This is a genomic window from Flavobacterium sp. Arc3, from assembly GCF_041431375.1.
Taxonomy (GTDB): Bacteria; Bacteroidota; Bacteroidia; order Flavobacteriales; family Flavobacteriaceae; genus Flavobacterium.
Map to the genome: position 1 here is coordinate 36,265 of NZ_JASMRI010000006.1, position 13,476 is coordinate 49,740.

At 35.9% G+C, this 13,476-nt stretch carries 9 protein-coding genes; 3 read left to right on the forward strand and 6 right to left on the reverse strand.

Features of this window, described 5'->3' with window-relative positions:
* Window positions 1-28: 28 nt before the first annotated feature.
* From QO200_RS05650 to QO200_RS05665, 4 genes are all read right to left on the reverse strand, one after another.
* The gene (locus QO200_RS05650; RefSeq protein WP_371537477.1) at window positions 29-1,462 is read right to left on the reverse strand and encodes an OmpA family protein; all 1,434 of its coding nucleotides are present in this window, start codon (window positions 1,460-1,462) and stop codon (window positions 29-31) included.
* Between the two features lie 133 nt (window positions 1,463-1,595).
* Window positions 1,596-2,789 carry a glycine C-acetyltransferase gene (gene kbl, locus QO200_RS05655; RefSeq protein ID WP_371537480.1) on the reverse strand — a complete coding sequence of 398 codons (1,194 nt, stop codon included), beginning with the start codon at window positions 2,787-2,789 and terminating at the stop codon, window positions 1,596-1,598.
* 139 nt (window positions 2,790-2,928) lie between these two features.
* A complete protein-coding gene (locus QO200_RS05660) occupies window positions 2,929-6,636 on the reverse strand; it encodes a UvrD-helicase domain-containing protein (protein WP_371537803.1) in 3,708 nt (1,235 codons plus the stop codon).
* Window positions 6,637-6,840: 204 nt separating this feature from the next.
* Complete coding sequence (locus tag QO200_RS05665) at window positions 6,841-7,437, reverse strand: hypothetical protein (RefSeq protein ID WP_371537483.1); 597 nt, start codon at window positions 7,435-7,437, stop codon at window positions 6,841-6,843.
* 204 nt (window positions 7,438-7,641) lie between these two features.
* Between QO200_RS05665 and rbfA the strand changes: the two genes are divergently transcribed.
* Together rbfA and QO200_RS05675 are read left to right on the forward strand one after the other, a co-directional pair.
* Entirely contained in the window at window positions 7,642-8,034 is a 393-nt protein-coding gene (gene rbfA / locus QO200_RS05670) for a 30S ribosome-binding factor RbfA (RefSeq protein WP_371537486.1), read from the forward strand.
* Between the two features lies 1 nt (window position 8,035).
* Window positions 8,036-9,235, forward strand: coding sequence for an ABC transporter permease (locus tag QO200_RS05675; protein WP_371537488.1), 1,200 nt, complete (start codon window positions 8,036-8,038; stop codon window positions 9,233-9,235).
* 73 nt (window positions 9,236-9,308) lie between these two features.
* On the opposite strand, the gene dusB is transcribed toward QO200_RS05675, so the two are convergent.
* Window positions 9,309-10,301 carry a tRNA dihydrouridine synthase DusB gene (gene dusB, locus QO200_RS05680; RefSeq protein ID WP_371537490.1) on the reverse strand — a complete coding sequence of 331 codons (993 nt, stop codon included), beginning with the start codon at window positions 10,299-10,301 and terminating at the stop codon, window positions 9,309-9,311.
* 273 nt (window positions 10,302-10,574) lie between these two features.
* Between dusB and lepA the strand changes: the two genes are divergently transcribed.
* Window positions 10,575-12,371: a translation elongation factor 4 gene (lepA, locus tag QO200_RS05685; protein ID WP_371537492.1), complete on the forward strand. Its 1,797-nt coding sequence runs from the start codon at window positions 10,575-10,577 to the stop codon at window positions 12,369-12,371.
* A 128-nt stretch (window positions 12,372-12,499) separates the two neighbouring features.
* On the opposite strand, the gene QO200_RS05690 is transcribed toward lepA, so the two are convergent.
* The gene (locus QO200_RS05690; protein WP_371537494.1) at window positions 12,500-13,432 is read right to left on the reverse strand and encodes a 1-phosphofructokinase family hexose kinase; all 933 of its coding nucleotides are present in this window, start codon (window positions 13,430-13,432) and stop codon (window positions 12,500-12,502) included.
* Window positions 13,433-13,476: the final 44 nt, after the last annotated feature.

A 13,476-nucleotide genomic window follows, 5' to 3' on the forward strand; every position in this document is an offset into this window, starting at 1 on the left:
GCGTTTTCAATAAATATTTTAGAAAAATTTATTCTTTGATTAAAGAAATTTCAACTCTTCTGTTGTGTGCTTTTCCTGCAGCAGTTTTGTTAGTATCCATTGGTTTAGTTTCACCGAAACCAGTAGAGTTCAATCTATCTGCTTTGATACCATTTTCGATTAAGTAATTTTTAACCGCTGCAGATCTGTTTTCAGATAAAGTTTGGTTCATTTCGTTACTTCCATCGCTATCAGTATGACCTTCAACTAAGAATCTTGAATAAGGATATTCTTTTAAGATTTCAGTGATTGATACTAAAGTTGGGTAAGTTTGTTTTTTGAAAGACGCTTTTCCAGAATCAAACAAGATAGTTCTACTATACTCATTCAATTTCATCATAACAGCTTCTGATACTTCAGGACAACCTTTGTTAGCAACAGTACCTTTTACTTCTGGACATTTGTCATCTTTGTCTAAAACTCCGTCTCCGTCAGTATCAGGCCAAGGACAACCAGCATTTTCTTTTGGTCCTGCAACAGTAGGACATTTGTCATCTTTATCAGCTACTCCATCTCCATCAGCATCAGGACAACCTTTCAATGCAGCTAAACCAAATACATCTGGACAAGCATCATCTTTATCAGCAATACCATCTCCATCAGTATCAGGACAACCGTTTAATGCAGCTAAACCAAATACATCTGGACAAGCATCAGCACTATCTTGGATTCCATCTCCATCAGTATCAGGACAACCATTAAATTCTTTTAAACCTGCAACATCTGGACACGCATCATCTTTATCATAGATTCCGTCTCCGTCAGTATCTTTTCCTCCAAATTTGAAAGTAAGACCAGCAGTATGTTGGAAATGAGATGGAGCATCAGGAGTTCCTGAAGCATCTTCTCTATCTCCAAAAGATTTTTTGTAAGAAGTCTCAAGAGAGAAACCAACTTGATCAGTAAACCAAAATGTCAATCCTGCACCTGGGTTTAATGTACCATAACTACTATCTCCAAAGAAAGTATAACCACCACCAACATGTAATGAAGGATCAATTACTTTTGAATTAATAAGAGTCATGAAGCTATATTTTACACTAGCATCAATACCGTAATACATCAAGTCTCCAGGGTTAGAAACTACCATTCCTCTTGAATCATGTCCAGTTGCTGTTGGAGCAAATTTTACATAATTATCGATTTTGTTTACAGAACCTTGCACTCCAAAAGAGAAATTATCTCCTAAATATTTAGATACACTGATGTAAGATACAGAAGGAAGAATATTCCAATTATCTTTTACAGCGAATGGTTGAGAAAAATGTTGGTCTAACCAACCATTTCCACCATCTGCACTAGTTCTAGTGTCTACGGCATTAACTCCAAAAGAGATAGCCCATGGATTATTACTGTCTTGTGCGTGAGAGGTTAACCCCATCACCATCATCGCAGCAACAAAAATTTTGTTAAGATGTTTCATACTTATTTTTTTTAATTACAATTTAGTTAATTACAAACAAAAGTAACACGTAAATCTCGAACCACAAAAGGAAATGTTAAAAAAAACCTATTAAAATCAGAAAAAATGGCAATTATATAACTTTAGATTATAATTACACAACTTTTAAAGCCTTACCAACCTCAATAAATGCTGAAATTGCTTTATCTAAATGCTCTTTTGTATGCGCTGCAGAGAGTTGAACCCTTATTCTCGCCTTATCTTTTGGTACAACTGGGAAGAAAAAACCTATTACATAAATGCCTTTTTTTAACAATTCATCCGCCATAGTTTGTGATAATTTGGCATCATATAGCATTACTGGTACAATAGCCGAATCTCCATCAACGATATCAAATCCCGCTTTTTTCATTCCTGCTTTGAAATAATTAGTATTCCATTCCAGTTTATCTCTTAACGTAGTGTCTTTTTCTAATAGTTCAAAAACTTTAATCGATGCTCCCACAATTGCAGGCGCTAAAGAGTTAGAAAACAAATAGGGTCTTGAACGCTGACGTAGCAATTCAATAATTTCTTTTTTGGCAGTTGTATATCCACCCATAGCTCCACCCAAGGCTTTCCCAAGAGTTCCAGTAATGATATCCACTCTCCCCATTACTCCTTTAGCCTCAAGCGTACCTTTTCCTGTTGCCCCTATAAAACCAGCTGCGTGGCATTCGTCTACCATTACCATAGCGTCATATTTATCAGCTAGGTCACATATTTTATCTAAAGGCGCTACAACGCCGTCCATAGAGAAAACGCCATCCGTCACAATAATTTTAAAACGACTGCCCGCTTCATTTGCTTTGATTAATTGTTGTTCTAAATCGGCCATGTCGCTATTTGCATAACGGTAACGTGCTGCTTTACACAAACGAACCCCATCAATAATAGAAGCATGATTCAAACTATCTGAAATTATAGCATCTCCTTCTCCAAATAAAGGTTCGAAAACACCTCCGTTAGCATCAAAAGCCGCAGCATATAAAATAGTATCTTCTGTTCCGTAAAACTCAGAAATTTTTCTTTCTAATGTTTTGTGAATATCTTGCGTCCCACAAATAAAACGCACTGATGACATTCCGAAACCATGTGTATCCATTGTGTCTTTTGCCGCTTGAATAACCTCTGGGTGCGATGACAATCCCAAATAATTATTAGCACAAAAATTCAAAACTGTTTCTCCTGTCGAAATCGTAATTTCAGCATCTTGTGGCGAAGTGATGATTCTTTCTTTTTTAAAAATTCCGTTATCTTCTATTGTTTGCAATTCGTTTTGAAGATGTTCTTTTATTTTTCCGTACATAATTTATGGTGTATTTTGTTTAAAGTTTAAATTGTTTCAAGTTATTCTGAATAAAATAACAGCATTAAAATAAGCATTCGTTTATCATTAAACTCAATTTAGTTCTAGAACTCAATTTTGCGAATAATTCATTTTTACGCTACAAATTTACTACATCGATTTCTTTTCCGATATAAATCAGCGCTTTTTTTACGACTTTATAACCCATTAATTCAATTGCAGATTGATAATTCTCTAATTGCTTCTGATATTTAGCATTGTGAACTCCTGTTTTATAATCCAATAAATAAACTTCTTTGCTTTTTGTCACAACCATTCTATCTGGCTTTATTGTTTTCCCTTCCTTTTGAATTATGGTCTGTTCATTCAGCACTTCATGCTCTTCAGAAAAAAAGAATTCCAACTCTTCATGATTTACAATATCTTGAATTGTCTTGTGTACCAATTCCTTTTGATTGAAAGTAATCAATCCGCTTTCAATAGACTTAGTGACCGCTAAATCAATGTCATTTTTTGTCTTTACAAAAGATAAAATTTCGTGTACCACATTCCCATACTCTATAGACTCTTGCTGATGCGTTCCCCACATTAAAGCTTCTCGCTGGGCTATTTTAATATTCTTTGGATTTAAAACTTCAGCAACTACGCGGATTGCTTTTGAAGTATCAATATGCTTTGCCTTGTTTGATAGTTTTGTAGCACTCCCAAATTCATACTCCAATATATTTTCGTCAAAAACTCCTTTGCTCGTTAAATAATTAATAAAAAAAGTACACATATTGTTTTTAGGAACTTCTCCTTTACTAGACAAATTCATATTCGAAATAACATACAGTTGTTCCTCGGCTCGAGTTAATGCCACATATAAAACATTTACATTATCTAATAACTCTTCTTGCTTCTTTTGATCATAGACTAATTTTGCTTCAACACCAAAACCTTCTACCGCACTACTGTTATCCACTAACACCTTTGGCAGACCAAAACCCATCTCTTCGCCGTCAAGCCATAATTTATCTTTTGGCTTCCTATTGTAATCTTCTTCGGCGAAAGGCATGATTACCACAGGAAATTCCAATCCTTTGGACTTGTGAATAGTCATAATACGAACCGCATTATTTCCTTCTGGTGACGGAATACTAAACTTCTCTGCATTTTTATCCCAAAAATTCAAGAAGTCGGATATTCCTGCTTGATTTCGCACATCCCGTTCGAGAACAATATCAAGAAAATATTGAACGTACGCATTCCCCACCCCAGCCCTCCCCGAGAGGGAGGGAGACTTACTGGCTACATTGTCTTTTGATTCATTAGCCGAATTAAATAATTTGTCATTATTTAATTCTAACATTTGTTCTTGATTTTTCAATGCATCTTTGATCGCATTTAAAACTTGCGAAATCGAACCTACTACCTCTTCATTTCGAAAGCGAATTACTTTATAACCTAATTCGGTTAAAACTTTAGTTCGTTCTTCATCTAATGCAATTTGCTCCGGCGTAAAATGGTAGCCACCATCCACCTCAACAATAAGTTTTTTTGACAAAGAAACAAAATCAACAATGTAATTATCGATTAAATGTTGTTGCCTAAATTTACTCCCCAAAGATTGAGTTTTAAGTTCATCCCAAAGTATTTTTTCGGCAACAGTAGGTTGTTTTCGATGTCCTATTGCTTTTTCTAATAACAGATGAGAATAATTACCACCAGTCTTGTAACCCTTTTTATTTGACTCAAGAACCGCATCTTTTCTACCCAAACTTTCAACAGTCAGCATATCAACACCGTCTCCCCCTCTTTTGGAGGGGGCTGGGGGGAGGATAAATTTCGACACTATCACTTCAACCGCCTCATACAATGATTTTTTCCTAATATTTTGAAAAGACAGCGAAATATCATAACTCATTAGCCATTTCTCAAAATCGGCTTCTAGTTTTTGTTCCATTCCTTTTGCAATGAAATCATGAACCGACAACTGATCCTGAATATTTTCGGCGATATAGTGGAGAAAATGAGCTTTCGCCTCTAAATCGGCATTGTTTTTTAGGTATTTTAGAAGGTGAATAATCAGTCTGACTTCGGTTGCGTTCTGAATCATCAACGTTTCTGAAGACAAAAGTGGAATATTTTGTTCTGTCAAATAATTAGCAATCGCAATTCCTTGACTTCTTTTACGCGTTAAAATAACGATGTCTTTGTATTCAAATCCTTCTTGAAGTACTTTTTGAATCGTACTCAAAGTTGCTAAAACAAACAACTCGCTTTTATCAAGAGCGTCTTCGTCCTCTTCTGTGCTTTCCACCTTTGGAATAAAGGAAATATTAACGTAACCACCCGTTTTATCATTTGATTTCTGGTGGCTGTGATTTTCATATAAATCTTTGTAATCAGGCTGCTCAAACTCTGATGACAACAGCTTGAAAAATTCATTATTAAACTCAATTACCTGCGAATAAGAACGGTAATTTTTATCCAGATGCTCTAACTTCTTGTCTGGATTAGCAAAAGGATTATTGTCTTTACTGAGCTCTATAAACTGCTCTGCCTTTCCTCCACGCCAGCGGTAAATGGATTGTTTGGGATCGCCCACAATCATTAAAGTTCCTTTCTCTCCATAATCATCCTGACCGGAAAGCGCATTGTCAATCAACGGAATTAAGTTTTGCCATTGCATCTCTGATGTATCCTGAAATTCATCAATAAAGAAATGACGGTAGCGTTCTCCTAATCGCTCATATATAAAAGGCGCTGGTTGATTTTGGATTTCGCGATGAATAAGCGAGTTGAATTCGGTTATCGAAAGCACATTTTGCTCTTCTTGAATCTTAGCTAATTCATTGCTGACCGTATTTAGTAAAGATAGCGGCGTTATATTTTTAAGGAAGGCTTTATAAAAATCTCTTTTTTCGAAATTTTTATAAATCGTTGCCAAAATCTGAATTAACTCCGGAATCAGATTTTCTATTAAAGCACGGTCTTTGGCGGTTTTATTGATGGCAATATCATCAAACTCGTGAAAGGTTTTGTTTTTCGGATTAAATTTTCCGTCTCGAATGCTGATTAAATGATTCGGAAACGTTCCTCTAGAAAACGATTTCAGGTCTATTCCGTTATTTTCTATCAGTGTCAAAGCCGCTTGCGCAAATTCGGCGTTGTCTTTTTCTAAGACTTTACAGGACTCAATTAATTTCTTTTTGATTTCGACAAAATCGGCAATGGACTTATCATGAAAATGGGTGATTTCATTCCGGTGATTTTCATTGAGAACCAAGCGACCCGTATCCAGAATTTCACGCGAGATGTCCCAAGATTTATCATCATCGGTTTTTTCCATAGTGAAATCGATCAATAACTTAGTCAGCGTTTCATCCTCCCCAGCTTGCGCGATGATGGCGTCTACCGCCTCTATTAATAAATTTTCTGTATCCAAGGTCACCTCAAAAGTCATAGGCAACTTTAAATCGTGGGCAAAGGCACGAATTACTTTATGGGTAAACTTATCAATGGTCGAAATATCGAAAGCGGCATAGTTATGAATAATATGCTTGATAATTTGTTGCGATTTACTTTTGATTGCGATAATCGAAAGTCCCGTATCCGTGGCTAAATCCTGCATCAAATCGAATGCTTTTTTAGAAGGCTCGTCTTTGGCAAATTCAGACAAACTTCCTACGATTCGGCTTTTCATTTCGTGCACCGCTTTATTGGTAAACGTAATGGCCAGAATATTTCTATAGGCATCATTTTTATGCGCTGTAAGAATAATTTTTAAGTATTCTTTGACAAGCGCGTAGGTTTTTCCAGAACCTGCAGAAGCGTCGTATATGGAGAAGGAAGGGCGCCCCACCCCAACCCTCCCCGAAGGGAAGGGAGCCGAAACTGGATTTACTGTATGTTTTGAATTGCTATTATTTTCCATGGTGATCTTGTGTCTGAAAAGCTTTTTTTAGCAAAAATGCTTTTCATTATCGTAGCTACTATTTTTTTTATGTTGAATACTAAAATCCTCTTTTCTTGAAAGTGAACCTAAGTTCAAATATAATTATTGAATTTATGGCTTTATAAATTTTATTTTATCAGATTTTTTTGGTCTTACTGGTAAAGGTAATTCTAAAGTATCCTTATTCATTGTGTAATTTACAAACGCTTTTCTTTTGTCGACAACATTTTTAATTTCCTTTGTGGTATTATCATGACTTTTACTCTTTCGTAATAATTCATTGGATAAATACTTTGATGATTTAAATTTTTCAGAAAGAGTATTTTCGTCAAAATTAAAAGAGAGCGACCGTCCGTTCTCATAATCAATTTTAATTCTAATTACAGGGTAGTCGCATACACACATTTTTACGGAATCTGGATTTTTTTGATATGTTTCTACCGAAGGATTTTTTGTGTCATCTTCAATATTCTTTAAGTACTCTTTTTCTATACTAAAATTATAATATGTGAGTTTGTTACTATTTTTTTCCATTTGAACATTGCCGAATTTATCAACATTAGCATACAGTAGAGGATAAATTTGTAATCCATAATTCTCATATGATGAAATATACCTGTAAGACATAATTTCAATTGACCTTACCCCACTACCACTTGGCGAACAACTTAAAAAAAATAGCAGAAGAAAAATCAACACTCTATTCATAAAATTGGATTTAGATTCTTGATTTAAACGTAACATTCTTAGGTAAAAAAATCCCTAGCCCTGATGGAAACGGCATCCTTTCTTGCCAGGGTTTGACAGGAAAGATATAGTGTACAGCAGGAAAAAGCTTCTAAAAAACAGCTTTAATAATAGGTTGCTTTTAAAAATTGTTTGTTTAATGTTTAAAAGTAGTATTTTTGCACTATGGAAACAAATAGACAGAAAAAAATAGGTGGGGTGATCCAAAAAGATTTGGTTGATATCCTACAAGGTGAAGTGAGAAAAAACGGAGTAAGTAATTTAATTATTTCGGTATCCAAGGTTGTTGTAACTTCAGATTTATCTGTGGCGACGGTTCATTTAAGTGTTTTTCCTCAGGATAAAGCAAAAGAGATTTTAGAGGCTGTTAAGTCGAATGCTAAAACAATAAAACATGATTTATCACAAAGAGTACGTTTGCAATTGAGAAAAGTACCTAATTTGGTTTTCTTTATTGATGACTCTTTAGACTACATTGAAAAAATTGACAATGCTTTAGCCAGTAAAGATAATCCTATTGAAAACAGAGATCTTCTAGAGAAACGCAAGCTGATATAATTTGAATTTCCCCCTTTACATAGCCAAACGTTACATTTTAAGTAACAGTAAAAACAATGCCATAAATATCATCAATCGCATTGCGAGTATGGGAATCATTGTTGGCGCCATGGCTTTATTTGTGGTATTATCTGTTTTTAGCGGATTGAAAGTTTTTAGCCTTTCATTCACGAACGATATTGATCCCGACATAAAAATAAGCAGCACTTTAGGAAAATCATTTCTCGTTTCTCCATCGCAAGAACAACAAATAAAGAAAATTGACGGCGTGGCTTCCTACAGCAAAATTATAGAGGAACGCGTTTTATTTGTTTTTGATGATAAGCAGGTCGTTACGTATTTGAAAGGAGTTGACACCAACTTCAGTAAAGTGAACGACATTAAGAAAACATTGTACAACGGACAGTGGATTGAACCTGACACCTATCAGGTTGTTGTGGGCTATGGAATTGCTCAGAAATTCTCAATGGGATTACTGGATTTTACTAAACAGCTGGAAGTTCTAGTTCCTAAACCTGGAAGAGGAGCAATTACAAACCCCGAACAAGCTTTTAACAAAACCGATGTTTTCCCCGTAGGTATTTATGCCATCAGCGAAGACCTTGACTCTAAATACGTTTTTGCAGATTTAGGTCTGGCCCAACAATTATTGGAATATAAAACCAATCAGATTTCAGGAATTGAAATCAAAGAAAAAAAGGACGCTGATGAAGCTGCAATCATCCAGAAACTGCAAACCATTTTCAAAAACAAAATCACTGTAAAAAACAGGGCTCAGCTCAATGAAGCACTATACAAAATGCTGAACACGGAGAATATTGCCGTGTATTTAATATTTACCTTGGTGATAGTCGTGGCCCTTTTCAACCTCATCGGGGCATTGATTATGATGATTCTGGACAAAAAAGGAAACTTAAAAACACTTTTTAATCTGGGAACAGAAATCAAGGATTTACGTAAAATATTTTTACTTCAAGGAACGCTACTGAGTATCTTTGGCGGAATTATTGGACTTCTTTTAGGAATTGCAATTGTGTTACTGCAACAGCATTTTCAACTGGTAATGATTACCCCAACACTTGCCTATCCAGTGGTTTTCACACTTGAAAACGTATTGATTGTTATGGGAACGATTGTTACTTTAGGTTTCATCGCTTCATTGATAGCGAGTAGCCGAGTAAGTAAGAAGTTATTAGATTAAATTTCTAAAAATAAAACACAAAACCCACTAATTAATATTTCTAAATTAGTGGGGTTTGTGTTTTACGACTTATCTATACTACCTCATAACCTGCGTATGCTTGTTCTATTTCGTTTAAAATAGCAAACAATTCAACAGGATTATCTTGGGTAACTAATTTTTGTTTGAACGGTTTAAAAGAATGAATTCCTTTAAAATAATTAGTATAATGAGGACGAGTTTCCACAATTCCTAATCGCTCTCCTTTCCATTCCATTGCCCATGCTAAGTGATTGCGCACCGCTTCTACTCTATCGACAACTGTAGGTTTAGCTAAATGCTCACCCGTTTCAAAGAAATGTTTGATTTCGTTAAAAATCCAAGGATAACCAATTGCGGCACGACCAATCATGATTCCGTCGATACCATATTCATTTTTATATTGTAACGCTTTTTCAGGACTGTCGATATCTCCGTTACCGAAAATAGGCATCGTAATTCTTGGGTTATTTTTCACTCTGGCAATGTGTGACCAATCTGAATGACCTTTGTACATTTGCGCACGAGTTCTAGCGTGAATACTTAAGGCAGCAACTCCAATATCTTGAAGACGCTCTGCAACCTCATCAATATTAATGGAACCATCATCCCATCCCAAACGGGTTTTTACCGTTACAGGTAAATGGGTACTATCAATAACAGCTTGCGTTAAGCGAATCATTAAGTCAACATCTTTTAATACTCCAGCACCCGCACCTTTACAAACTACTTTTTTTACAGGACAACCAAAGTTAATATCAATGATATCTGGATTTACTGTAGAAACGATTTTAGAAGACAAGGCCATTGCCTCTTCGTCACCTCCAAAAATCTGAATGCCAACAGGTCTTTCATAATCGAAAATATCTAATTTCATTCGGCTTTTTATGGCGTCACGAATTAGTCCTTCAGAAGAAATAAATTCTGAGTACATCATATCGGCTCCGTGCATCTTACACAACCTGCGAAAAGGTGGGTCGCTCACGTCCTCCATAGGAGCAAGAAGTAAAGGAAAATCCGGTAATTCTATGTTGCCAATCTTAATCATCTGCTTAAATTTTGTGCAAAATTACGCTTTTTTGATCAAAGGATGAAATAGCGACGATGAAAGACTTATTACTTAACTCATTAGTTTGCGATTTGGGACTTTGAAACTGTTGAATTTAAACTATATTTGCAGATTAATGGTCGCACTTTAGCAGATTGCGTCAGGGGTTGCAGCAAAAACACTTGTGGTTGTGAGATTGCAGTGATAAGATTACAATAAAAAGCCCGTTCGTCGCGGCGAACAAGCCCTTAATAAAATTGACACAAACAGAATATGAAACATATAAGGAATTTTTGCATTATTGCACATATTGATCACGGTAAAAGCACACTTGCCGACCGTTTACTTGCCGCTACCCAAACCGTTACGGCACGTGAAGAGAAAGCACAATTACTTGACAGCATGGACTTGGAACGAGAACGTGGTATCACGATAAAAAGTCATGCGATCCAGATGGAGTATACGTATAAAGGCGAAGAATACATCTTGAATCTGATTGATACTCCTGGGCACGTAGATTTTTCTTATGAAGTTTCCCGATCTATTGCTGCCTGTGAAGGGGCGCTTTTGATTGTGGATGCAGCGCAAAGTATACAAGCTCAAACCATTTCAAATCTATACTTAGCTTTAGAAAATGACTTGGAAATTATTCCTATTCTGAATAAAGTAGATTTACCAAGTGCCAATCCCGAAGAAGTAAGTGATGATATTGTTGATTTATTGGGCTGTAGACTCGAAGAAATTATTCACGCCTCTGGGAAAACCGGTTTAGGAGTAGAAAACATCTTGGCTGCTATTATCGAAAGAATTCCACCTCCAAAAGGAAATGTTGATGAGCCGTTACAAGCTTTGATTTTTGACTCTCATTACAACCCATTTCGAGGAATTGAAGTTATTTTCCGTGTTATAAATGGAGAAATTAAAAAGGGTCAGAAGATTAAATTCATGGCTACTGGAAATGAATATTTCGCAGACGAAATTGGAACATTAAAACTGAACCAAGTTCCGAAAAAAGTTATTTCCACTGGTGATGTTGGTTATTTAATTTCAGGAATTAAAGAGGCCAAAGAAGTAAAAGTTGGAGATACAGTTACAGACGCAAAAACACCAACGACCAAGATGGTTAAAGGTTTTGAAGATGTTAAACCAATGGTATTTGCAGGGATATATCCTGTTGACACCGAAGATTATGAAGACCTTAGAAACTCTATGGAAAAACTACAATTGAACGATGCTTCACTTGTCTTTTTACCTGAAAGTTCCGCCGCTTTAGGATTTGGTTTCCGTTGTGGATTCTTAGGAATGTTACACATGGAAATTATCCAGGAACGTTTAGAACGTGAGTTCAACATGACTGTAATTACTACAGTTCCCAACGTTTCGTATTTTGCTTACACCAAAAAAAATCCTGAAACTGCATTAGTAGTAAACAATCCAACTGATTTACCGGAGCCTTCTAAATTGGATCACGTAGAAGAACCTTTCATAAAAGCAACCATTATTACGAAATCTGATTTTGTGGGTAACGTAATGTCATTATGTATCGAAAAAAGAGGCTTGATTACGAATCAAACCTATTTAACTACGGATCGTGTTGAATTGACTTTTGATATGCCACTCGCTGAGATTGTATTTGATTTTTATGACCGTTTAAAAACCGTTTCTAAAGGATATGCTTCTTTTGATTATGCTCCTATTGGAATGCGAACTTCAAACTTAGTGAAAGTTGACATATTATTAAATGCAACTATCGTAGATGCCTTATCCTTATTAATTCACGTAGACAATGCTTACCACATTGGTAAAAAAATGTGTGAAAAATTAAAAGAATTAATTCCGCGTCAGCAGTTTGATATTCCGATTCAGGCCGCTATTGGTGTGAAAGTGATTTCCCGTGAAACCATTAAAGCGTTACGTAAGGACGTTACCGCAAAATGTTATGGTGGTGATATTTCCCGTAAACGTAAATTATTGGAAAAACAGAAAAAAGGAAAGAAACGTATGAGACAAGTTGGAAATGTAGAGATCCCTCAAGAAGCTTTTATGGCTGTTTTGAAGTTGAATGACTAAAGCCCCCTAACCCCCGAAGGAGGAACTACAATATTAAGAACCCTGATGATGTAAAAATCATCAGGGTTTTTTATGCTTTTCAAGCTTGCTTTTACTTCGTCGGTTCGCTTACTCTCGTGTGGCGAATCTTATTTATCCTTCAACCATTCGAAAAGTCTTTTAGCATCTTCCAATTTAAATAATTGCGTTCCTTCATTCATCGTTGCTGCCGATCCACAAGCCACTCCCCAACGGATTACTTCTTTCAGAGTTTTATTTTGTGAAAGAGCCCAAACCATTCCTCCTACCATGCTATCTCCAGCACCTACGGTACTTTTTTTAGCGACATTTGGTGCAGGAACATAGTCATAGGAATCTTCAGTAACTAACACTGCACCTTGAGGCCCAAGAGAAACAACCACAATTTTAGCTCCACCCTTTGCAATGATTTGCTTAGCAGCAGCATTTACCTCTTCCATTTCCAGACGCTCGACACCAATCAGTTTGGCCAATTCACCTACATTAGGTTTAATTAAATACACTCCCGTTTCCAATACTTTTTTCAAAGGCTCTCCCGAAGTGTCAACAATCACTTTTGAATTTGATTTTTTTGCTATTTCGGCAATCTCCTGATAAAAATGTACAGGCAATCCTTCCCTTAAACTCCCGCTTACAACGATAAATTTCGAATCAATACTTTCAACAGTTTTAATAATTTCGTTTTTTTCAGCATCCGTAACTGAAGTTCCTGGAAAATTGAAACGGTATTGCGAATTGGTATTGTCATCAACAGCTACAAAACTTTCTCGAGTCCAGTTTTTAGTTTCAATACTCTGAAATGAAATTGATTCCTTATTTAAAATTTCTTTTATCATTTCGCCTGATGGCCCGCCAGAAGCCATCACCGCTAATGATGTTCCTTCAAGGCGAGATATTGCTTTAGAGACGTTAATTCCTCCTCCGCCCGCATCATACAAGGGAGCTTCACATCTAATCTTCTGCTCTGGCACTAGTCCAGAAAAATGAGCACTTTTATCAAGTGCAGGATTTACAGTTAGGGTTATGATTTCGTGTTTTTTCATTCTATAAATTTAATGATAAATGAAATAAGTTCTCCTACTTACTT